The organism is Flavobacterium glucosi, from assembly GCF_048286535.1.
GTDB lineage: Bacteria > Bacteroidota > Bacteroidia > Flavobacteriales > Flavobacteriaceae > Flavobacterium.
In genome coordinates, this window is record NZ_JBLVPK010000007.1 from 1 (window position 1) to 22,003 (window position 22,003).

Below are 22,003 nucleotides of genomic sequence, written 5' to 3' on the forward strand. Positions count from 1 at the left end.
GATTGACGATTTTTTAAAACTTCATTTACACAGCGAAGTTTAAATTCATAATTGTAACTGACTTTTCTTTCCATAAAAATACCCCCAGATAATGTCTAATTATTTGGGGGCAGTTCAATTCGGGATGGTTTTTTTGTGATTTTTAGGTACGTATTATAAAATGCTAAGGAGCCCAAAACAATATTTATTTAAGATTGATTCTCAACGCTAGGTAAGTTTTATATCGCTTGCATGTCGATATAAAGAAGGTGAGTGCAGTGAGGTAAACAGTTGCAGATTTTGCTTTTTAGAGCTGCGAACGTACGATCAAAATAATCGCTATTAAAGCTAAAAATAGTCCTAGAAGATTCATTTTACTTAGTCTTTCTTTAAAAATTAAAACACCCACAAGACTGCCTATAATAATGACTCCCATATTCATACCGGCAAAAACGGTTGAGGGGTTGTTTGAAAATTCCTGATGTGCTTTAAGGTAAAAAAGAATATTTCCAAAGTTGAAAATACCGACTAAACCTCCAAAAAGAATGTTTTGGAGGTTTAATCGTACTTTTTTAAAAAGTACTTCATAAGCAACCACAGTAATCATTATTGTCATTGCTATTGCCAAGATAATAAATAATGAAGTCGTGTAGGGCAAACTGGTATAAGAGGCAATTTGTTTGAATAGAATGTCTATTACCCCAAAGCCAATCAAAACTGCAGTTGGATATCCCCATTTGTTTTTAGTGTTTTCAGTGTTTTTAGTGAGAATAAGAAATAGTGCTGGTATTGCTAATACAAAAGCTAAAATTTTCAGCGTACTGAATTCTTCTTTAAATAGTAACCAAGCTGCAAGGATAGGAATAAATATCGAGAGTCGTTGGGCCGCGTCGGTTTTTTATAATTCCCATGTGTTTGATGGATGTGGCCAAAAAAAGGAATATAGATGGTAATAAAACACCAATGGTTATATAAAGCCACCAAGGTGCTGTACTATCAACGGTATTGCTATTTGGGCTGAATGACAGATAGCAAAATATACATGCAAACACATAATTCCAAGTGACTATTTGGGTGTGGCTAATAGTATATTTACGAGCGACTTTAAATATCACACCCACCGTTACACTGCAAATAATACTTAAGATTAAAAATAACATAGATTTATATATTGATGCTGTAAAATTACTATTTATAGGTTTGGATTGCATATCCATCCTCTAAAAAGGAATAGTATTTATTTTTTTGGGTACTTTTTTAATTGACAATACTAACTCGAATGTAGTAAGAATATTGGGATATAACCATAAAAAAACCCCAACTTTTGTTGGGGTTTTGTGACCTTGACTGGATTCAAACCAGTAACCTCTTGAGCCGTAATCAAGTGCGCTATTCAGTTGCGCCACAAGGCCTTTATGCGGGTGCAAATATAAGGATAATTGTGTAATTTGCAAGTCTAAATTTATAAAAAAATAAAAAAATATGCCACTAAATAATTATATACTTGATATTCAGGGATTTCTAAAATAAGGATTTTTTTTAAAGACATAACTCCGTTGCTAATTGAGCACAAAACATGGTATAAATGCCTTGAGATATTGGTTTAATACTTAAAAGATAAAAAAAAATGACAAGGGAAATAGGAGTAGTAGTCGTGGATTTTTCTTTGGAATGTTGATTGCTCAGGAATTGAATGTTGGTTTTATTCTGGTTCGAAAGCCGAACAAGTTGCCTTATGAAACCATTTCTGCAACGTATGATTTAGAATATGGAATAGATACTTTAGAAATTCATACCGATACGATTCAAAAAGGAGACCGAATTTTGATTCCTGATGATGTTTTAGTAACTGGAGGAACAATTGGGTGCCGCAATTATGTATTAAACCAGCGCACGTGTGGTTACGTAATACCTGAAACCAATTATTGCCATTTGCCATTTCTTGGCTTTCGCCAAATCCAATCGCTGTTTGGTAAAACTAGGTAAAATGACTTTGTTAATTTGTGCCAGGATTTTATACATACGGTTTTGTTTTGAACAAAGATATAAAAAAAGACGTTCCTTATCAGAGGGCACTGAAAAAGTCCCGCTAGAAAAAATTCCTACAAAATCTTGATGGAAAAACGGAATAAACGCTCTGAGAATCGCTTAATCAAGTTTAAAAACTTTTAAGTATGAAAATATAGCAAAGAGAAGGGCTTAAACTGATTTAAAGTTTAAGCCCTTTTATTTATAGGTAGTTTTTCAGTGCCCTCTGATAAGGAACGTCTTTTTTGTATTTAATGGAATTATTCTTTTTTTATTGTTTCTCTATATCGCTTCATTGCATCTTCATATTCGTCCATTTGTTTTTCGAATATAACTGCTCGTTTTGCCATTTCGTCTTCAATTGCTTTTTCATGAGCACTGGAATCTGGCTCAAAAACTTTCATTTTAGCTTCAAATTCCTTCATCTCTTTTTTAAACTTTATCATCGTCTTTTTGTCATTTGCATTAACTGGATGAACTGGTGGAGTTGGCATTTTTGACATATCAATTTCAGGTAGGTTTGGTATTGGTCCACCAGGGAATACAGGAGGGTTTGGTGGTGTTGGAATGTCTTTTTCATTTGAAGATTTAATGCTTTTTTTAGTAAGAATTCTAATTGTTTTTTTATTCTTATCAACATCCATTCTCTCAATTGTACTTTGATCTAATAGTAATAAATCATGTTTACTTACTTTTTCGTCATTGACATAGATATCATTTTCGTTAAGTGTTTTAGAATATTTTTTTGTAACAATACGAATTTCTTGATTGTTAGTATTTTTAATCACATCCATACTTTCAATGTCATTAGGGTCTAATTTATCTAAATCATTTTGACTTGCTTTTTCTCCATTAATAAAGATTTCTTTTTCAGTTACTGACGGTGCATTTGGAGCAATAACAATACTTTTTTGATTGATAATTGTTTCATCCGAGCCAAAATTTACAGTAAGCATTCCATTATCGTCTTTAGATACTATAATTCCAAATTCATTTATTGCCTCAGTTCCTTTTGTTTCCATTTTCTGTGCAATTTCTTTTCCCTTTTTCAAATCAACTTTTATAGCGGTTAATTCGTTTTTGGAATTTCTTTTAATTCCGGAAAAAGTAGCGATTATGGCATAGTTATCTTTTAAATTGCTAGATTTTTCTTTTAATTCCTCATCAGTAGTATTTTTATTTATTTTGTAAACATCAACTGATTTTTCATTTGCTTCTATGATTTCTGTTGTTGCTTGGACAGCTGTTTTCTCCTGCGCAATTACATTTACTTGGAAAAGCATCACAAATGCCACTAAAGCGGGAATTATTACTACATACTTCCAGGAATTCCATTGTTTTGATTGATTTTTGTTTAACATAACGATTCGTTTTTTGATTAATGATTGATAAAAATGATTGGTAATGGCAACACCATTTTCGTGTGTTGTTATTTTTAAAAGCGTAAACTGATATGCTTTTTTGTCGGATATTTTTTTTGTGGCTTCGTTATCGGCTATGAATTCCAGATTTTGTAAAATCGCCTTTTTGTACAACCAAATGAACGGATTGAACCAAAAAAGAATACAAAATAGTCTTGAAATCAATACATCAACGGTATGATTTTGATCGCTATGCACTTTTTCGTGTTCCAAAATATTCTCTAATTCGGAGCTGCTGTATAATGAAGAATTATAAACGATAGTATTAAAATAAGAAAATGGAGCAACGTTCTCAGTGGTATCTATAAATTTAAAATCGGCTTGACTTTGAATGGTTTTTCCTTTCAAAACGATACGCAAACTATAAAAATCGAAAGCAAATTTTCCCAGAAATAAAACTATTCCAATTGCGTATGTAATTCCAGATATTAAATACCAATTGATCTCAAAAGGGTCATTTTCAATACTATTTGTCATAGGAATTCTCGACCAGTCAATATTTTTAGAACTTGGCGCTACCAGTATTATTTTGGTATAAACGACTAACGGCAAAACAACAGAAGTGAATAAACCCAATAAGAGAAACCAACGATTACTCGTAAAAAAGGTTTCTTTACGCAGCATAAAATAATAAGCCAAATAAAACAGTGCGATTATTCCGCTGGATTTGATAAGGTAGATGTATAATGCTTCCATACGATTCTTGATTTTATTCTGGAGTTGTTTTTTTAAAGAAGGATTATTTTTCTTCTTTTTGAGTTTCAATCATTGCTAAAATCTCGCGTAATTCGGCTGCAGAAATTTTCTCTTCTTTGGCAAAATGAGAAACCATATTTTTATAGGAGCTATTGAAATAATTATCGATAGCCGTGTTCATGAATCGTTTTCTATAGTCTTCTAAACTCACGATAGGATAGTATTGGTGCGTGTTCCCAAAGGCATTGTGGGATACAAAGCCTTTTTCTTCCAGATTACGCACAATTGTAGAAAGCGTGTTATAATGGGGTTGCTCTTCAGTGATTTCTGCCATGACTTCCTTTACGAATGCTTTTTTGAGCTTCCATAAAATGTGCATGATTTCTTCTTCTTTGTTTGTCAGTTTTTGCATGATTTCTTTATTTGAATCAAAAATACAACTATATTTTTAGTTACACAACTAAAAATATAGTTAATTAACTAAAAAAACAGGTTTAGTGCTGAGATCAAATTTATTTTAGCATAAAAACATCAAAGTCAAACAAGTTTATTCAGGAACTAAGTAACAACCATTATATTACGTTGTGTTTAAAAATTAGGCAAAATGGCACAACAGATTGATTTTAATCGACTGTTTACAATATTGCGCCTTTTGACTTTACGACGTTTAAACTTTTGACTTACTTATTTGTTTTCCTGTTGGATTAATTTTTGAAGCCAAATACAACCGCCTACCGAAAGAATTCCTAAGCTTCCCATGACAAACCAATTGGTTTGGTAACCAAAGGCAGCAATGATTTCCAGTCCGGTTTTGGAACTCGCTATGTGCGCTAAACTGAAACTCATCGTAAATAAAGCCATATAGCGTCCTTCGTGACCTTTTGGAGCTCGGCTCAAGGCGAATGAATTGGAGAAAGGGAAGATGAACATTTCTCCAAAAGTGATAAATATAATACTCACAATTAATATCCCTGCCCAAACATTAATCATTAAAACATAGAAACTGATTGACATTAGCAACGAACCCCAAAGTATAATTTTGAGTTTATCGATGTTTTTTCTTTGACTGATACTCACAATTGGCATTTCCAGAAAGAAAATCAACAGTCCATTTAAGGATAATAAAAGTCCACTTTGAAATTCAGTCAGCCCAAATTTTTCATTGTGATACAAGGGTAAAGTGGTAAAAAGTTGAAAGAAAAGCATCGCCGTTATGAAACAGATAAAGAGAAAAATCCAGAATATCTTGTCTTTGAAAACAGAAGCAGGTATTTCGGTTTCGCTATCTGCCGTATTCAAATCAGCTGGTTTTTTGCGTTCTTTTACCAATAAGGTGAAAATCAAAATAGATACAATACAGGAACTTCCATCTACCCAGAATAATCCGCTGTAACCTAAATTCATAATGATTAAACCTCCCAAAGCGGGCCCTGCAGTAAACCCTAAATTTACCGCTAATCTAACTAAAGTCAATGCTCTGGTGCGATTTTCAGGTTTTGCATACGTTCCCAGCGATACAAACATGGCGGGACGAAACATATCTGCAACGGTCATAATGAAGAACATTGCAAAACACAATCCCCAAAAAGTTCGTATATATTGTACGAAAAAAAGTAGAATTCCGCTGGTAAATAAACTGAACACCATAATTTTATAAAACCCGATTTTGTCGGATAATTTACCGCCAAGCCATGATCCCAGCATAGAACCAAAACCAAAAGATACCATAATCCATCCTACTTGAGCATAGGAAAAACTTAAATCTTCTTTCAAATATTTGGATAAAAAAGGCAAAACCATCGTCCCGGCACGATTGATGAAAGTAATCAGTGTAAGAATCCAAACTTCTCTTGTAAATCCTCTGAAATTATTTATGTAGCGTTGAAAAGCAGTTTTGAGCATATATAAAGTTATAATTTTACAAAGGTAGAAAACTTTGTACCGATGCGTCTTTGTGTCCTAGTAACTTTTAAACTATTTTTGCATAAAAATAGAAACATGAAAACACTATCTACTTTCATTCTTTTATTGCAATTCTATTTTGGCTGTGGCCAAGACAAATTTGACGTTTCAGCTGTGGCCAAATTTCAAAAGGAATTAAATACAGAATATGCGGATGCAAAGACAAGTCCTTTGACAGTAGAAGATTTAGCAGAATTCAAAACGCTTGATTTTTATCCTATTGACGGGAAGTTTTTTGTTTCAGCGAAATTTGTGAGAACCAAAAAAGAGAAGCCTTTTGAAATGAAAACGTCAACCGATAGAAAACCATTGTACGTAAAATATGGCGAACTTTCTTTTACAATTAATGGACGGAATTTTAAATTGAATGCCTATAAAAATATTGAGCTTTCGAAAAAGAAGGAATATAAAGACTATTTATTTCTGCCGTTTTCAGATTTGACTTCTGGAAAGGAAAGTTACATTGGCGGGAAATACATCGATTTAAGGATTCCAAAAGGAAATACGATTTTGATTGATTTCAATACAGCATACAATCCGTTTTGCGCTTATAATCCTAAATATTCCTGTCCAAAAGTCCCGTTGGAAAATGATTTGAATATCGAGATAAAAGCTGGGGTTAAAAAGTTTCACGACTAATGGAATTCTTTAATCTGCATACGCATAAATGGACTAATCAGCATAATGTGTTGGAATTAGTGAATCAATATCCACAGGAATTTGATGCCACAATTCCGTATTATTCCATCGGAATTCATCCGTGGTTTATCGTTGAAGAGCGAATAGAAACTGATTTGGCGGTAATCGAAAGTAAATTGCAAGAGGCAAATTGTCTCGCTGTTGGCGAATGTGGATTAGACAAACGCATCGATATTCACATGGAATTGCAACAAATGGTTTTCGAAAAACAATTGCTTTTGGCACAGCAATATCAAAAACCAGTAGTAATACATTGTGTCGCGGCTTTTCAGGAATTGGTTGCAATTAAGAAAAAAATGAATATTTCAGTACCAATGTTGATTCATGGATTTTCCAAAAATACTCAAGTTGCTAAACAATTACTGGACAATGGATGTTATATTTCGTTTGGAAAGTATTTATTGCTCAATAAGGAACTAGAAACTGTTTTTAAAAGCGTACCCAATAATCGATTTTTTCTGGAAACAGATACGATGGATGAAGGAATAGAGGCAGTTTATGAATTGGCTGCAAAATATAAAGGAATTTCAGTCAATGAATTACAGGAAATAGTGAATAGTAATTTTTTGGAAGTATTCAAGATTGAACTATAATTGATTTAAGAATGTAGAGTAACGATTGTTGATTTCAGATTTTTGAGAGCAACAAACTATAAACAATAAACTAAAGAAAATGGCAGAATGGACAGAAAGAGCCGAACTTTTATTCAAAAAAGAAGGTTTAGATAATTTGAAAAATGCAAACGTATTGGTCGTTGGATTGGGCGGTGTTGGATCTTTTGCGGCTGAATTTCTGGTAAGAGCAGGAGTGGGAACCATGACTATTGTAGATGGTGATGTAGTTGATATTACCAATATAAACCGACAATTACCCGCTTTGCATTCGACTGTGGGACAATTTAAAGTGACTGTTGTTGGGGATCGATTAATGGACATAAATCCAGAATTGAAATTGACTCGTGTACAGGAATTTCTTTCGCCGGAGCGTGCTTTCGAAATTGTTTCGGAGGAATTTGATTATGTTTTGGATTGCATAGACAGTGTAACTCCTAAGTTGAATTTGATTATTGGCGCCAAGCGAAAAAGAGTAAAAATTATCAGCAGCATGGGCGCCGGCGGAAAAATGGAAGCTTCAAAGGTAAAAGTTACGGATATTACGAATACTGTGAATTGCTTCTTTGCCAAAACCATCCGAAGACGATTAAAAGAAGTGAAAATTGATAAATTGAAAGTGGTTTTTTCTTCTGAAATTCAGGACGAAACGAGTTTAAAAATGACTGATGGATCCAATTTCAAAAAATCATTTTACGGAACCAATAGTTACATGCCAGGATTATTTGGTTTGTATGCCGCAGAAACCGTGATTCGCTATTTACTTAAAAAATAGTGTTCAGTGTTCAGTTTTTAGTATTCAGTTCTAAAAATCTGAGAAGTCTTAAAATCTAAAAAATCTAAAAAAAAATGATACAAACCGTAATTTTTGACATGGATGGTGTAATTGTCGATACTGAACCTGTGCACCGTTATGCTTATTTCAAACAATTCAAGGAATTAAATATTACTGTTACGGAGGAAATGTATACTTCATTTACTGGTTTTTCTACTCGAAATACGTTTCAGAAATTAAAAGAAATTTTCGTGATAGAACACGAAGTAGAGGATTTAATTCAACGAAAAAGGAATATCTTTAATGATGCTTTTGACAGTAAAGCTGATTTAGAATTATTGCAAGGTGTTGAAAATCTTATTAAAGAATTACATCAAAATGGTATGCAATTGATTCTGGCTTCTTCGGCATCCAAAGTTACTATTGAACGTGTGTTTAGCAGGTTTAAGTTACACGACTATTTTACACATGTGGTAAGCGGTGAAGATTTTCCTAAATCGAAACCACATCCAGCTATTTTTGAACATGCCGCAAGTTTATCCGTTGCACCAAAAGAAAGCTGTATTGTAATTGAAGACAGCACGAACGGAATAAAAGCGGCAAAAGCTGCCGGAATTTTATGCGTGGGTTACAACAGTCTTCACTCTGAGGCACAAGATTTATCGGAAGCTGATGTTGTGATTAATGATTTTAACGAATTAGATTATAATGCCGTTAAGAACATTGATTCTAAATTAAGGAATAATTAACATTTGAATGCCACTGAATTTGTAAATTTGGAAATCATAAAAATTTAAAAAATGAAAAAAATAATCATTGTATTTGCCATTATTATAGCAAATTTTACCATTGAGGCACAAGTGAAAACTCCTCAGTCAAGTCCAAAATCTACGATTATACAAGCCGTAGGTTTGACAGATGTAGAGATTAATTATTCAAGACCAAGTGCAAGAGGAAGAGCCGTTTTTGGTAATTTAATCCCTTTTGGAAAAGTATGGAGAACTGGAGCAAATGAAAATACAACCATATCTTTTAGTGATGACGTTGTGATTGATGGAAAAACCTTGAAAAAAGGAAAATATTCATTGTATACTATTCCAAAAATAGAAAGTTGGGAAATAATATTTTATAAAACTACTGATAACTGGGGAAATCCAGAAGAGTGGAAAGAAGAAAACGTGGCACTAAGAGCTACAGTTAAACCAGAAACAATGAATAGACGTGTCGAAACATTTACTATTGGAATTAGTGGTTTAGATAACAACTTTGCGTTTTTAGAAATGTCTTGGGAGAACTCGTATGCAGCTCTAAAATTTGAAGTGCCTACACAACAAAAAGCAACTGCTAATATCGAGAAAGCATTAGCGGGACCAACTGCCGCAGATTATTTTTCTGCTGCTCAATTTTTGTTTCAATCGAATGGTGACAATGCAAAAGCATTGGTTTATGTAAACAAAGCGTTGGATATGTCTAAAGACAAACCGTTTTGGTTTAACCGATTGAAGTCATTGATTCAAGCTAAACTTGGAGATAAAAAAGGCGCTATCGAAACAGCTAAATTATCTCTTGCAGCGGCTGAAATTGCTAAAAACCAAGATTACGTAAAAATGAATAAAGACAGTATCGCAGAATGGAGTAAGAACTAAATTTTCTACCTGTTTTATGTAAAAAATCCCGTCTTGATAAATTAAATCAAGACGGGATTTTTTTGTAAAATAAGAAATTATGTTTTAAATATAAAACATAAATATCCATAGTATTATTTTTTCCGACGAAGGAAGAATCCTCTCAAGATAGCTCATATACAGAATAGGCAGAAGTCATAAAAAAGAACCGCAGATTCACAGATTTTATATTGATAATCTGCGAATCTGCGGTTTATAAATTAAAACACATTCATCCTGCAATAAAAGAGTAAAACGACTTTTACTTAGGCTGTAATTGCTTTCTGTTTCCTAAAAATAGTCCATTGCAGTAGTAAAGAAATAACAATCGTTAACATCGCTCCAATGAAATTTAGCCATAAATAGCCCAGTTTTTCTTCACCACTCGGGAAGATATATATGGCATAATAATAAATTATAAAAATAGTAATCTGACTTACTACGGCGCTGTAAAAAATAGCTTTAGATTGCACCTTGTGGATGTAAAAACCAACGAGGAAAATTCCCAATACAGTACCATAAAATATAGATCCAATAATGTTTACCAATTGAATTAAATTTTCAAACAGCGTTCCAATACACGCAAATAATATTGCGATTACTCCCCATAATAATGTAAAGAATTTTGTGGCATAGAGATAATGTTTTTCTGATTTTTCTTCTTTCAGATTGCGTTTATAAATATCAATTGCTGTAGTAGATGCCAATGCATTCAATCCCGAAGCGGTAGAGGACATGGCGGCTGAAATGATAACAGCCAGCAATAAACCGATAAGTCCTTTGGGTAAATAATTAAGGATAAAGTGAAAAAATACATAATCTTTATCGTTGGTTTCACTGTTGCTATCGGCTTTAAGGATTATTTCTTTGGCTCGATCTCTTAAGTCTTTTTCTTTATTGGACAAAGCCACTAATTCTTTGCGAAGGATTGGATTGTCATAATCTTGATTGAGCTGATCAATGTACAATAGATTAATTACTTTTTTATCTTCGGATAAATCGTCTAATTTTTTTTCCAAAGCATTGTACTCCCCTTTGTAAGCCGATTTTTCAATCATGGCTTTATTGTTTGGATTAAAATTTAACGGAACAGGATTGAATTGAAAAAAAACAAAAACCATAACTCCGGTAAGTAAAATGAAAAACTGCATCGGTACTTTTAAAAGACCATTCATAATCAGTCCCATTTGACTTTCCCGAACGGATTTTCCTGATAAATAGCGTCCTACCTGAGATTGATCCGTTCCAAAATAAGCTAATGCTAAGAAAAAACCACCCGTGATTCCGCTCCAAAATGTATATTTTTCTTCTGGATCTAAAGAGAAATTGACAATATCCATTTTGTCATTTGCACCAGCAATATGCAACGCACTAGAGAAAGTCATATCATTTGGTAAATAATGTAATATGAGAAAAAAGGTGGTTAACATTCCGGACATAATCACAAACATTTGCTGTTTTTGAGTTACATTGACTGCTTTGGTTCCGCCCGAAAAGGTGTAAATAATAACTAATACACCAATAATAATATTCATGTAGGTAAGATTCCAACCCAATATTGCCGACAAAATAATCGCTGGCGCATAAATGGTTAATCCGGTTCCTAAACCTCTTTGGAACAAGAAAAGAATGGCTGCAAGGGAACGGGTTTTTAAATCAAATCTTTTTTCCAGGTATTCATAAGCCGTGTACACTTTGTATTTGTGATACAAAGGGATAAAGGTGACACAGATTACTACCATGGCAATAGGCAATCCAAAGTAGAATTGCACAAAACCCATTCCGTCATGATAAGCCTGTCCTGGAGTGGAAAGGAACGTAATTGCACTGGCTTGTGTTGCCATAACAGAAAGTCCAACAATGTGCCAAGGTGTTTCATTGCTACCCAGGATAAAGTCCTCCACATTTTTACTTCCTTTTGTTTTCCAAGCACCGTAAATTACGATAAAAAGTAAAGTAACTATGAGTATAATCCAATCAAATAATTGCATAATTTAAGCGTATAATTTCATGATGAGACAAAAGATCAAGATATAAATAGCATTGGCTACAAGCACCCAGGTATAGTTCTTCTTCCAGGTTTTTATTTTTTTTGTTTCCATTTTAGATTGTGTTAGGGCTTGATTTTTTGAACAGGAATTTTTTCAGATGATTGCAACGAAATGATATTGGAAATTAATTTATAGGCACCAGTAACGCCTTCAGGTAATTCTCTAAAAAAGCTTAAGCCCGTATAAATATAATTCCCTTTTCCGTAAGGAGCAATTAGCAAAGCACCATTTTTTGGTGTTTCTCCTTTATCATTGGAAGATAGAATAGGAGTGAAGGCTTTGTCGTATTCACTTGGGTAATACAATCCTTGTTCTTGTTTCCAACCTTGAAAATCTTTGACGGTGATTTTGTTTGGGAAATTCAAAACGGGATGGTTTGGTGCTAAAAACTGAACTTCTGCATCTTCTTCTGTCACACGGTCACGCGACAATTTTAATGGATAAGGTGCAATATTTTCGGTTACAAGATCACCGGGAGTATTGTACTGAACAAGCATTGTTTTTCCACCTTTTACAAAATCAAAAAGAATGTTTTGCTTATTTGCCAATGCTGCAACGGTATTATAAGCACGAACACCAGTCATGACTACATCAAAATTTTCTAATTTTTCAGGTGTTATTTCTTCGGGTTTAAGCAGTGTAACGGTGTACCCTAATTGGGTCAAGCTGCTTGGAACTTCATCTCCGGCACCCATGATATATGCAATTCTCTCTTCATTCGTTTTTAAATCCGTTTTGATGCATTTGGCTTCAGCCGATTTTAAAACTTGCTGCTTGGTGATGTGGTCATAATCAATGATGATTTGTTCTTTGTCATATCGTTTATTATCAATTATCGCCACACTTTTGGCTACAGCTTCATCCGATTTATTTGGCGCAGTTACTTCAAAATAGACCACTTGCTCGGTTCCCTTTTTTTGAATGTTAAAAGGAATTGATTTTGGAGAAACACTCCAATTTTTAGGCAGTTCAAGCTGTAAATTTCCTTTTACGGCATCTTTTCCCGCTTTAATTTTTACACCTACGTATTTAATTTTGGTATCTTTAAAAAGCAGTACTTTGTCCAAAATGGATGTGGTAACTTCCGGAACGATATCCAGATAATTATACACTTCGCCTTTTACATCATCATTATATTTATAAACAACAGTTCGCTCAAAGGGGATTTCTATTCCGTTGATTTGAACGTTGAATACCACTTTAGTTTCCCGAATAATATCTGGAATCCCTATGTTTTGTTGCTCATTTACGGCATACATTCCAACGGTTCCATTTTCTTTTAACCAATACGGTTGTGTGTAGTTAATAGATTCCGGTAATTTTAAATCTAAATTGATGTTATTTAGAATATTATTTTTTAAATCCCTATTTTGAGGTGTAGTAATTTGATTGGGTAAAGCGGTCACACTCAATAATTGTATGGGTGCTGAGCTTCTGTTAATGGCTTCGAGTTTCAATTTTATTGTACTTCCGGGAGTCGCTTCTTGATTTTGGGCAACAGCTTCGAGATACAAGCCGGAACAAGCCGCTATAATTTCTTTTATGGCTTCGGATTTCAGTGGTACCCAATGATTTTCGTCCAAAGCTTTCATCATGGAGTAGGCTTTCGCCAAATTTGGAATACTTGCTGCAGGATTATTGTGGTTGTAGTCAGCTGCAATGGTTGTCAATAATTCTCCTATGGATTTTCCTCCTTTTACTCGGTTCCAAGAAGTATCAATTCCTTCAAAAAGAGATTTTTTTTCTTTTAAAACATCTCCATTAATAAACTCTAAATATTCTGTTTCTTCACCCCGCGCGCCCGTACTTCCAAAACCTTGTGATTGATGACGGCTGCGGCTTAATGCTGCTATTTCTTGATTTGATTTTCCTATTCCGGCATAATACACGCCAGTTTCTACTGCAATTAAATTCTTTTTATCAGCGGCATTAAATTTTTCGATAGTTCCATAAAACCACCAAGAAGTATTAAAAAACTGTCGCTTGGTTTGCCAAGGTTTTACATATAGTAATTGTTCGGGAAAAATAGTTGGATTGTTAGCCAGTTCAAAGCTTTCTACACTCAACATTGCCGATGCAGTATGATGGCCGTGTGTACTTCCTGGAGAGCGATGATCAAATCGGTTGATAATTACATCGGGTTGAAATTTTCGGATGGCCCAAATAACATCTGCCAATACTTTTTCTTTATCCCAAATCGCTAATGTTTCTGTTGGATTTTTAGAAAATCCAAAATCATTGGCACGGGAAAAAAACTGTTCTCCTCCGTCAATTTTTCGGGCTTCGATAAGTTCTTGTGTTCGTATCACTCCCAATAATTCCCGTAATTGTGTACCAATTAAGTTTTGGCCACCATCCCCACGTGTCAAGGATAAATAGCCTGTTCTTGCTTTTTGTTCATTGGACAAATAAGAAATTAATCGGGTGTTTTCATCATCAGGATGCGCTGCAATATAAAGTACAGAACCTAAAAAATTGAGCTTTTGAATTTGATTGTAAATTTCAACAGAATTTGGTTTTTGGGGTTGTTGCGCAATTGTTATTTGGCAACATAAAAGAAATATTAGAATAGATGATCCGTATTTTATTTGCATTTTTTTAAATTTAATTTGCAGTAACTTCAAATGTAGGAATTAAATAATTTTTTCTGAAATGTTTTTGAATTTCTTTAATAATAAAAAAGAGAGAGAAAACTAATTTTAGTTCTCTCTCTCTTTTTTAAATAAACGGATGATTAATCTCTATCATGTCCGTTTCCTTTTCCACGTCCGTTTCCATTTTTATGTCCATTTCCGTTATTTCTGTTATCATGTTTTTTATATTCTCTGCGGTCATCATTATCATATCTTCTACGATCATCATTCCCTCTTTCGTTTACATATACTCTACGGTTATTGTTATGTCCAATATTTCTTTGTTCTCTTCCGTGATATCCTCTGTAATACTTTACTTTATGATTCTTAAAATTACTATAAGGTCTTGAACCATGATAATCGTTTAAGACTACTTTATATCCACCATATAAATCATAGTTTCTATATTGATTTGGTAGGTATCTGGATCGTATCCATCTTCCTCCACCAAAATAAATGAATTGTGTGGATCTTACGTCATAATAAGCTTCTACATCCGGTAAATAATAATATTCTGCCTCTGCATACCCCACAGGTCCCCAAGATGGAGCAGTACCGATGTTCAAACTTACTGAGACTTGTGCATGTATTGTACTTGATGCAAAAAGTATTATTCCTATGGCGATTAATTTTAATGTTCTCATTTTTTAATATTTAATTAATGATAATTTTTATAATAGCTCGTTATCACGATGCTTTTTGAATAATTTCAACAACTGTGCCAAAACAAAAAAGGTAACATTTAATTAAGAGTTAATGCGCTAAAATAAAGAGAGTCTCATTGCTGAGACTCTCTTTATAAATTATATGAAATCAGTACTAATGTTTTCCGTTTCCATGGCCATTATTCCCTTTTCCACCTTTGTTACCATTTCCATTACTTTTATATGCTTTGTTGTCATTACCGCGATTGGAACCTATTGATTTTTGAGGTTTTCCTTTATATCCTTTGTAATATTTTACTTTATGATTATTATAGTTGCTATATGGTCTTGAACCATGGTAATCGTTTAAGACTACTTTATAACCATTGTATAAGTTATAGTTTCGGTATTGATTGGGCAGGTTTCTTGAACGAATCCATTTTCCTCCACCAAAATAAATAAACTGCGTGGCTCTAATATCATAATAAGCTTGAATATCCGGTAAATAATAATAATCTACAGCGGAATAACCAGAGGGACCCCAAGCTGGAGGGCTGCCTATATTTACGTTTACTGAAACTTGTGCTTGCATCGTATTAGAGGATGCAAAAAGTATAATTCCTGCGATGATTAATTTTAATGTTTTCATTTTTCAAATTTTAATTAGTAATTAATAGCTAGTGATTTTCAGGTACTATTTCATTTCATTTTATGGTAAATTCAACAATTGTGCCAATGTCAAATAATTAACATTTACTCGTGTTATTTTTACTTCATAAAAAAAGGAAACGAATGTTCGTTTCCTTTTTCTACAGTTATAAATTTATTTACAATAAAAGGATCAATAAAAGGATAACTATTATAATTGCACCTACAGATAAATAAACACCATTTCCTGTAGATTTTAATTCTGCTTTGATGGCACGTACTTCTTTACGTAGCTCTTTTTTCTCTGAAGAATTCAAAGAGGATTTATCCATTGCTTTTATTTCGTCTAGACGATTCAGCAATACTTTAACTTCTGCAGGAACTTCTTTTGGGTTGTTTGAAACCGAAGTTGGGTTTTTTTCTGCGGCTAACATTTGAGTTGGAACAACACTTAATGATAATACCATCATCATTAAATAAAAGGTAACTTTTTTCATTTCTTTTTGGTTTTAGTTATTAATTTAATACAATATAAATGTAAGCAATATTAACAGATGTAATCTTATATAATTATATTATTAAATTATATAATTTACACTACCGGATTATTAGTGGTATTGTAATGTTTTTGAAATTAGAGTTTTAAATTGATTTTGTTCCAAGTGGTTCGGACTGAATTCATATTTGTTATTTGAAAATAACTGTTCGTGGCTTGCCAAATTCAAAATCCTGAAACCCAAAATCAGTAGTTTCAAAGGAGTTTGTTTTAAAAATATTTTCACCATTACCCGGTATTGATGGGTAGTACGAAAGTGAAATTTGGAAAGCGCTAAATACTAAAAAATCATTATTTATTATTAATCCAATCCCAATTTTAGAATATGCTTTATTCTCTAATAATCCTTTCTCTGGATTTCCCAGCATAGCAACCGAGTAATTAAAATAGGGGTTTAATCGAAATCCCCAAAGATTCCAAGGTGCATAAGCTTGAGTTTGCAGAGTAAGGATCGCTTTTTCGGTTCCATAATCAGCACTATTAAATCCTTGAATACCGTAATTTTCGTTAATATTAAGCTGATCGCCAATGATATTTACGCGATTGGAACCAATAATTAGTTGTGGTTTAATAAACTGTCGCAATTTCCATTTTCCAATACTCATCAAATTAGTAAAGTAATTAGCCTGAAAAGAAAAAGCATTCTGTTTCGTATTTGATTTTTCAAAAAAAGTACCCAACTCAAAATTAGCACTTAGAAATCCCCATTTGTAAAAATTTCCAAAAGCTGCCCTCGCTCCTAAATAGTAACGCCCTTGATTGTTCTTATGTTGATAGCCCGAAGTTATTCCAAATATTTTTCCAATGGGTACATCTTCTATAATTCCATTCTTGAAAATATAACTATCCTGAACGAACTTACGGGAAGTGATACCAATTCCTAGGAGAGAAAATTTTTCATCAGAATAAAAATCATCAGGATCATATTCAAGTACAGGACTCTCCAAGTATTTTACATTCAAAAACCGACCGGCAACTATAAAATTTGTAGTTCTGCCACTCTCCGTATTACTTTTAAAAATTCTAAATGCACGACCAAACCATAAATCGTGTGAATTGTATTTAAAATTTTGGTAAGCAAATGCAGCATTTCTATCAGGAAGTGTATCTTTCCTAAACTGTTTGTCTAAATAGATCCCTCCGGCCCATTTTGTAACTGGAGAATAAAACAGGCGTTCAATTTTTATACTTTTACCATAATAATCATCTAAATCAATACGGTAATTTACAGTAGTTTTAATGAATGTATTTTTGAAGTTGGGAACACTGTACGCCACGCCATAAGCATTTTTCCCATCACTGAATCTATTTCTGAATTCAGTATTGAATTCATGACCAGAACCTAGAATATTGCGATCATTTAGTTCAAAACTGCTTCCAGAGCTTGATATAGATCCCTTTGGAATAATACTCCAGGAATCTAAAACCCGAATGTAGATATCTACAGAATCTTTATTGTTCTCTATTAATTGCGGTGTTACATCAACACGGCTGATATATCTCTGTGTTCGTATTAAACGTTCAGATTCTTTTACTAATAAGGAATCTAAAGGTTTATTTTTTTTGATAAGCAATAAATTCCTGATGGCAAGCCTGTTTGTTTTTATGTGAATTCTATTTCCGGTTCGCTCAGCCCAATTTCTAGCTTTTTTTGTAGTGTCAATTTCTGAATACCCAAATGGGTCTAAAGTAACAATATTGATGTTTCTAATAATTTTTCCTTCAAAATTTTTAAATTTTTTGGGGACCACTTTGTTCTTTTTGGCTTTGACATTAACAGGTCTGAAAACCACTTTATGAAGGAGTTTTGTGAATTTATTTTTCTTGGAATAATTCTGGATTTGTTTATACACTTCCGAAGAATCCTTTCTCTTTTTGTCTACTTGAGAAAAAGAAATTTGATAGCAGCTGAAGATCAAAATAATTAAAACCAGTCTTTGTTTTTTAAACATGATAAAAAAATAATTTTAAACATCGCTAACGATACAAAAAGAAAAATCTTTTAGATTAGTTCGAATTAACAAAATTTAGAATTTGAATAGTCGAAGATACTATTTTAGAAACTATTCATTGGTTTTATTGGTATCATTTTCAGTTGTAGTTTCAGTAAATACGGGAACTACGATATCCGTTTTGATAACTATTTTTTTTGGTTTTGATTCAGAATCAAACAACGGTAATTTAATATTACGCCAGGTATATGTTTTTGGTAAATGATCTCCCATCAGATATCCCCAAGGTTCTAAAAATTCAACTCTGTCAAAAATTACTTTAAGGACTGCCAGGATAGGAAGCGCTAAAAACATACCGGAAATTTCAGCAATTGCGCCACCTATAATAATTCCAATAATTGATACGAATGCGTTTATTTCTACTTTGGAACTTACAATCAAAGGAACTAAAATGTTATTGTCAATTAACTGAACAATTATGGTAATGACGATTACCCCAACAATTATCGATAAATCCGGAGAACCTGTAAGTGAAGCCACAATACTGAGCACTCCTGCAAAAAGTATTCCTATGTAAGGAATCAGGTTTAAGATTCCAGTGATAATTCCCAGCAAAACAGCATATTTTACACCAATGAGCATAAATCCAAGGGTTGTCATTGTAGAGACTAAAATCATTTCAATAATTAAACCCACGATGTAACTGTTGATGGCTACCCTAATATTGGTTAATATATCTTTTAACTGTACATGATTCTCTTTTTTGAATAACTTGGATAAAAACAGTAAAAAATGAGTTCTGTACAAAAGGATTAAAAAAGTATAAATAGGTATTAATGTCAAATTTATTAAAGTATCCGTAAACGACATTAAAGTAGTACCAATCAATTCTTTTCCTTTTTCCATGGAATCCTCAGTAGCGGTATCAATATATTGTTTCTGTTCCCAAGAACTTAAATGAAAATTGTCCCTGACAAATCCTTGAATGTTACGGAGATGAATGTTGATGTTTCTCTCAATTTTATCAAAATCAGCTGCAAAATCACTAATTTGAAAAGACAGAAAAACAAAAAGTCCAATGAAAATCAATACAAATAAAAGCACTGCCAACATCACCGCCAAAACATGCGGAAAATAGAGTTTTGATTTAAAAAACTGAACGATAGGATACAATAAAATAGCAAATAAAAACGACATCATTATTGGAACCAAAATATCCTGACCAATATAAAAAATAAAAGTAAGAGCTATTAAACCTAATAAAACCAAGGTTAGTTTGGCGTAAAACGGAAATTTTAAGATGTCATTCATATTCTCTTATTTTTAAATAACGAATTTACAATTCAATTTTGAATCGCAGGATTTCTAATTGACAAATATGAAAAATTATAGAAATTAAAGTATTATATATTTCTCATCAATAGTTGTAAGATTATCACTTTTAATGAATTGATTTGCATAATAAAAGGAATTGATAATTATTTTTTTTATAAAATTATAATTAATCCATGAATTCTTTATCATCAAAATGGTCTTTCAGTATTGAAATCCCTTTTTGCAAAAGCAGGTTATTAGGATAAATAATTTTTTCTCCGTCAATGGTTTTCAGATACACATGAAAAGCACCAATATCCTCAATCTCTGCTTCAATAGGAAAATCTTTATCATGGATTTTTATGACGTCACCTATTTTAAACGGAAAGGAAAAAAATAAAATAACACCTGATGTAATGTTGCTCAAAATAGACCATTGGGCAAACATAGCAACACCCACAACGGTTGTGATAGAAGAAAGTGCAATAAAAATATCTTTGGTCTGAACACCCCAAATTATTATTAAAGCAATAATTACCAAAATATTGATAAATAAGTGAATGTATTTAATCACTAAATTGGTTCTATGCTCCAGATTTTGATTTGATTTTGCGTAGCGTCGTACCAGTTTTGTTGAAAGGATCCGAAATAAAATCAGCAAAATCCCCAAAATTCCAGTTGCAATTAGTTCTCTTATGTATTCTTGAAAAAAAGCTATATCCATAATGTAATTAATCTAATTTACTTAAATATTCATACACTTTATCTGTAGGCATTCCCATGACATTGGCATACGAACCCTGAATTTTTGTAACACCTGTAAAACCAATCCATTCCTGAATCCCATAAGCGCCGGCTTTATCATAAGGTTTGTAATTTTCTAAATAATAGCGAATCGATTCGTCGCTTAACTCGTTGAAAGTAACTTTAGTAATTTCATGCAATACATCTGTTTTTTCAGTGGTTTTAAAACAAACGGAAGTGATTACTTCATGCGTGGTATTTGATAATGATTTCAGTATTTCAAAAGCATCTTGCTCATCTTTTGGTTTACCCAAAGCCGTATTGTTATGCCAAACGATGGTGTCGCTGGTTACCAGAATTTCATTTACTTTTAATTCTCCTTCAAAAGCACTGGCTTTCAAAACAGCTAGATAATTAGTTATTTCTTCCGCTTTCAATTCTGGAGGATAAATTTCTTCAATTTCTTTCAATCGAATTTCAAAATCCAAGTCTAAATCCTTGAAGAATTGCTGGCGTCTTGGTGAACCCGAAGCCAGAATTAAAGTGTACTTTTTTAATTTATTTTTAAGCATTGTATTTTATATTTAAACTAATAATAATAACAGATAGAATTCCAAATAACAAGACCCATTTTAACAGCTGGCTCAGTGTATGGAACTCTTTTTTAGATTTTGCAGTCCAAATTTTTACGGTAAAATAAAGCAATGGTCCCACAACAAACAGCAATAAATATACCGTTGTAAATACCAACTCAAGTAGGTATTTATTGATGTAATAAAGCATAAAAACAATAGGGGTAAAACTCAATGCAAAAACTATTTTTGCAGTTCTCGATTTGCCTATTGCAATTGGCAAAGTATTCATTCCTTGGTTGCAATCACCATCAACATCTTCAATATCTTTAATTATTTCCCTCATAAAATTAAGAAAGAAAGTAAATAATGCGTAATCTAAAAGAATAGAAAAAAGAACTCCCATTTGTTGTTGATTCCCTTCATGAACCGTTGGGAATAAATCAAAAATTCCAATGATTATCACACTAAAAGAAAGCAACAATGCCACAATAATATTACCAATAACCATCATTTGTTTCAGGCTTGTCGCATACAAATAAAGCGTAGCAGCAATTAGAATAAAAATAGAAGCAAAACCAGGTTTTACTATAACATTTGACAAATAAAAGCCAATTGCCACACCAGTAACAGTAAGCCCAATGTATAGATTATAGGCATTGGTTTCAGAGATGGTTTTGCCTACAATTACGTTGTTTGGTTTGTTGATAGTATCCGTATTTTGATCAAAAATATTATTAATAACATACCCTCCCGCAGCGATTAAAATGGTTGATAAAACCAATAATCCATATTGCCAATCGGCTAATGCCAAAGGAATGTTCTGAAAGTTAAAAAAAACATACCGGAAAATAAGCTGCATAAAAGCAAGCAAGAGTAGGTTCTGGTATCGGATTAGTTTTAGGAACTTCATATTTAGTGTTCAGTGTTCAGTTTTTAGTGTTCAGATTGAAGGATATTGTATTCAGTAGTCAGTCCCGACGCTTCGGAATTATGGTTCATGTAAAATTCAGTGTTCAGAAAAAACAGAAATTAATTACTTTTTAATAATCAT

The 22,003-nt window shown here is 32.8% G+C and carries 21 protein-coding genes, 1 tRNA gene and 1 pseudogene; 6 read left to right on the plus strand and 17 right to left on the minus strand.

From position 1 onward, the window contains the following. Positions 1–286 precede the first annotated feature (286 nt). The 3 genes from ACNQGD_RS12515 to ACNQGD_RS12525 all read right to left on the minus strand — a co-directional run bounded on the left by ACNQGD_RS12515 (position 287) and on the right by ACNQGD_RS12525 (position 1,391). Positions 287–694 carry an EamA family transporter gene (locus tag ACNQGD_RS12515; protein ID WP_417999524.1) on the minus strand — a complete coding sequence of 136 codons (408 nt, stop codon included), beginning with the start codon at positions 692–694 and terminating at the stop codon, positions 287–289. A gap of 118 nt (positions 695–812) precedes the next feature. Continuing rightward, complete coding sequence (locus ACNQGD_RS12520; protein ID WP_417999525.1) at positions 813–1,139, minus strand: hypothetical protein; 327 nt, start codon at positions 1,137–1,139, stop codon at positions 813–815. Positions 1,140–1,317: 178 nt separating this feature from the next. Next, positions 1,318–1,391: transfer RNA gene (locus ACNQGD_RS12525), tRNA-Arg, on the minus strand. 70 nt (positions 1,392–1,461) lie between these two features. Here ACNQGD_RS12525 and ACNQGD_RS12530 point away from each other — a divergent pair. Continuing rightward, positions 1,462–1,839, plus strand: a pseudogene (locus ACNQGD_RS12530) (adenine phosphoribosyltransferase); the annotation flags it as partial. Positions 1,840–1,860: 21 nt separating this feature from the next. On the opposite strand, the gene ACNQGD_RS12535 reads toward ACNQGD_RS12530, so the two are convergent. The 4 genes from ACNQGD_RS12535 to ACNQGD_RS12550 all read right to left on the minus strand — a co-directional run bounded on the left by ACNQGD_RS12535 (position 1,861) and on the right by ACNQGD_RS12550 (position 6,026). Beyond that, on the minus strand, positions 1,861–2,001 hold the full coding sequence (locus tag ACNQGD_RS12535) for an SsrA-binding protein (protein WP_417997790.1): 141 nt from the start codon (positions 1,999–2,001) through the stop codon (positions 1,861–1,863). 266 nt (positions 2,002–2,267) lie between these two features. Continuing rightward, on the minus strand, positions 2,268–4,124 hold the full coding sequence (locus ACNQGD_RS12540) for a M56 family metallopeptidase (RefSeq protein WP_417999526.1): 1,857 nt from the start codon (positions 4,122–4,124) through the stop codon (positions 2,268–2,270). 43 nt (positions 4,125–4,167) lie between these two features. Continuing rightward, positions 4,168–4,536: a BlaI/MecI/CopY family transcriptional regulator gene (locus ACNQGD_RS12545; RefSeq protein ID WP_099715255.1), complete on the minus strand. Its 369-nt coding sequence runs from the start codon at positions 4,534–4,536 to the stop codon at positions 4,168–4,170. A 272-nt stretch (positions 4,537–4,808) separates the two neighbouring features. Continuing rightward, positions 4,809–6,026 carry an MDR family MFS transporter gene (locus ACNQGD_RS12550; RefSeq protein ID WP_417999527.1) on the minus strand — a complete coding sequence of 406 codons (1,218 nt, stop codon included), beginning with the start codon at positions 6,024–6,026 and terminating at the stop codon, positions 4,809–4,811. 96 nt (positions 6,027–6,122) lie between these two features. Here ACNQGD_RS12550 and ACNQGD_RS12555 point away from each other — a divergent pair, with 96 nt between their 5' ends. From ACNQGD_RS12555 to ACNQGD_RS12575, 5 genes are all read left to right on the plus strand, one after another. After that, positions 6,123–6,725 carry a DUF1684 domain-containing protein gene (locus ACNQGD_RS12555; RefSeq protein WP_417999528.1) on the plus strand — a complete coding sequence of 201 codons (603 nt, stop codon included), beginning with the start codon at positions 6,123–6,125 and terminating at the stop codon, positions 6,723–6,725. Beyond that, entirely contained in the window at positions 6,725–7,378 is a 654-nt protein-coding gene (locus tag ACNQGD_RS12560; protein WP_417999529.1) for a TatD family hydrolase, read from the plus strand. The genes ACNQGD_RS12555 and ACNQGD_RS12560 overlap by 1 nt, the downstream gene beginning before the upstream one ends. A gap of 79 nt (positions 7,379–7,457) precedes the next feature. Beyond that, the gene (locus tag ACNQGD_RS12565; RefSeq protein WP_417994332.1) at positions 7,458–8,171 is read left to right on the plus strand and encodes a tRNA threonylcarbamoyladenosine dehydratase; all 714 of its coding nucleotides are present in this window, start codon (positions 7,458–7,460) and stop codon (positions 8,169–8,171) included. 74 nt (positions 8,172–8,245) lie between these two features. After that, the gene (locus ACNQGD_RS12570) at positions 8,246–8,920 is read left to right on the plus strand and encodes an HAD family hydrolase (RefSeq protein WP_417994331.1); all 675 of its coding nucleotides are present in this window, start codon (positions 8,246–8,248) and stop codon (positions 8,918–8,920) included. 51 nt (positions 8,921–8,971) lie between these two features. Continuing rightward, positions 8,972–9,817 carry a DUF2911 domain-containing protein gene (locus tag ACNQGD_RS12575; protein WP_417999530.1) on the plus strand — a complete coding sequence of 282 codons (846 nt, stop codon included), beginning with the start codon at positions 8,972–8,974 and terminating at the stop codon, positions 9,815–9,817. Between the two features lie 284 nt (positions 9,818–10,101). Here ACNQGD_RS12575 and ACNQGD_RS12580 read toward each other — a convergent pair whose 3' ends face one another. The 10 genes from ACNQGD_RS12580 to ACNQGD_RS12625 form a co-directional block, all read right to left on the minus strand. Continuing rightward, positions 10,102–11,826: a sodium:solute symporter family protein gene (locus ACNQGD_RS12580; RefSeq protein WP_417999531.1), complete on the minus strand. Its 1,725-nt coding sequence runs from the start codon at positions 11,824–11,826 to the stop codon at positions 10,102–10,104. 122 nt (positions 11,827–11,948) lie between these two features. Beyond that, positions 11,949–14,480: a PIG-L family deacetylase gene (locus tag ACNQGD_RS12585; protein WP_417999532.1), complete on the minus strand. Its 2,532-nt coding sequence runs from the start codon at positions 14,478–14,480 to the stop codon at positions 11,949–11,951. Positions 14,481–14,620: 140 nt separating this feature from the next. Further along, positions 14,621–15,163, minus strand: a complete 543-nt coding sequence (locus ACNQGD_RS12590) for a hypothetical protein (RefSeq protein ID WP_417994327.1) — start codon at positions 15,161–15,163, stop codon at positions 14,621–14,623. Positions 15,164–15,338: 175 nt separating this feature from the next. After that, entirely contained in the window at positions 15,339–15,812 is a 474-nt protein-coding gene (locus ACNQGD_RS12595) for a hypothetical protein (RefSeq protein ID WP_417994568.1), read from the minus strand. A 178-nt stretch (positions 15,813–15,990) separates the two neighbouring features. After that, the gene (locus ACNQGD_RS12600; RefSeq protein WP_099715266.1) at positions 15,991–16,308 is read right to left on the minus strand and encodes a hypothetical protein; all 318 of its coding nucleotides are present in this window, start codon (positions 16,306–16,308) and stop codon (positions 15,991–15,993) included. Between the two features lie 190 nt (positions 16,309–16,498). Further along, the gene (locus ACNQGD_RS12605) at positions 16,499–18,319 is read right to left on the minus strand and encodes a hypothetical protein (RefSeq protein ID WP_417999533.1); all 1,821 of its coding nucleotides are present in this window, start codon (positions 18,317–18,319) and stop codon (positions 16,499–16,501) included. A gap of 111 nt (positions 18,320–18,430) precedes the next feature. Further along, positions 18,431–19,630: an AI-2E family transporter gene (locus tag ACNQGD_RS12610; protein WP_417994570.1), complete on the minus strand. Its 1,200-nt coding sequence runs from the start codon at positions 19,628–19,630 to the stop codon at positions 18,431–18,433. Positions 19,631–19,820: 190 nt separating this feature from the next. Next, positions 19,821–20,357, minus strand: a complete 537-nt coding sequence (locus ACNQGD_RS12615; RefSeq protein ID WP_417994571.1) for a mechanosensitive ion channel domain-containing protein — start codon at positions 20,355–20,357, stop codon at positions 19,821–19,823. A gap of 7 nt (positions 20,358–20,364) precedes the next feature. Then, the gene (locus ACNQGD_RS12620) at positions 20,365–20,949 is read right to left on the minus strand and encodes a Maf-like protein (protein WP_417999534.1); all 585 of its coding nucleotides are present in this window, start codon (positions 20,947–20,949) and stop codon (positions 20,365–20,367) included. Continuing rightward, positions 20,942–21,862, minus strand: a complete 921-nt coding sequence (locus ACNQGD_RS12625) for a geranylgeranylglycerol-phosphate geranylgeranyltransferase (RefSeq protein WP_417999535.1) — start codon at positions 21,860–21,862, stop codon at positions 20,942–20,944. Before ACNQGD_RS12625 ends, ACNQGD_RS12620 begins: the two co-directional genes overlap by 8 nt. Positions 21,863–22,003 lie beyond the last annotated feature (141 nt).

Coding starts and splice junctions, on each gene's coding strand:
- ACNQGD_RS12615 (WP_417994571.1), bottom strand. CDS start 20,357: ATGGATATAGCTTTTTTTCAAGAATACATAAGAGAACTAATTGCAACT.
- ACNQGD_RS12595 (WP_417994568.1), bottom strand. CDS start 15,812: ATGAAAACATTAAAATTAATCATCGCAGGAATTATACTTTTTGCATCC.
- ACNQGD_RS12575 (WP_417999530.1), top strand. CDS start 8,972: ATGAAAAAAATAATCATTGTATTTGCCATTATTATAGCAAATTTTACC.
- ACNQGD_RS12600 (WP_099715266.1), bottom strand. CDS start 16,308: ATGAAAAAAGTTACCTTTTATTTAATGATGATGGTATTATCATTAAGT.
- ACNQGD_RS12545 (WP_099715255.1), bottom strand. CDS start 4,536: ATGCAAAAACTGACAAACAAAGAAGAAGAAATCATGCACATTTTATGG.
- ACNQGD_RS12605 (WP_417999533.1), bottom strand. CDS start 18,319: ATGTTTAAAAAACAAAGACTGGTTTTAATTATTTTGATCTTCAGCTGC.
- ACNQGD_RS12550 (WP_417999527.1), bottom strand. CDS start 6,026: ATGCTCAAAACTGCTTTTCAACGCTACATAAATAATTTCAGAGGATTT.
- ACNQGD_RS12560 (WP_417999529.1), top strand. CDS start 6,725: ATGGAATTCTTTAATCTGCATACGCATAAATGGACTAATCAGCATAAT.
- ACNQGD_RS12620 (WP_417999534.1), bottom strand. CDS start 20,949: ATGCTTAAAAATAAATTAAAAAAGTACACTTTAATTCTGGCTTCGGGT.
- ACNQGD_RS12570 (WP_417994331.1), top strand. CDS start 8,246: ATGATACAAACCGTAATTTTTGACATGGATGGTGTAATTGTCGATACT.
- ACNQGD_RS12565 (WP_417994332.1), top strand. CDS start 7,458: ATGGCAGAATGGACAGAAAGAGCCGAACTTTTATTCAAAAAAGAAGGT.
- ACNQGD_RS12540 (WP_417999526.1), bottom strand. CDS start 4,124: ATGGAAGCATTATACATCTACCTTATCAAATCCAGCGGAATAATCGCA.
- ACNQGD_RS12555 (WP_417999528.1), top strand. CDS start 6,123: ATGAAAACACTATCTACTTTCATTCTTTTATTGCAATTCTATTTTGGC.
- ACNQGD_RS12625 (WP_417999535.1), bottom strand. CDS start 21,862: ATGAAGTTCCTAAAACTAATCCGATACCAGAACCTACTCTTGCTTGCT.
- ACNQGD_RS12610 (WP_417994570.1), bottom strand. CDS start 19,630: ATGAATGACATCTTAAAATTTCCGTTTTACGCCAAACTAACCTTGGTT.
- ACNQGD_RS12580 (WP_417999531.1), bottom strand. CDS start 11,826: ATGCAATTATTTGATTGGATTATACTCATAGTTACTTTACTTTTTATC.
- ACNQGD_RS12535 (WP_417997790.1), bottom strand. CDS start 2,001: ATGTATAAAATCCTGGCACAAATTAACAAAGTCATTTTACCTAGTTTT.
- ACNQGD_RS12585 (WP_417999532.1), bottom strand. CDS start 14,480: ATGCAAATAAAATACGGATCATCTATTCTAATATTTCTTTTATGTTGC.
- ACNQGD_RS12520 (WP_417999525.1), bottom strand. CDS start 1,139: ATGTTATTTTTAATCTTAAGTATTATTTGCAGTGTAACGGTGGGTGTG.
- ACNQGD_RS12590 (WP_417994327.1), bottom strand. CDS start 15,163: ATGAGAACATTAAAATTAATCGCCATAGGAATAATACTTTTTGCATCA.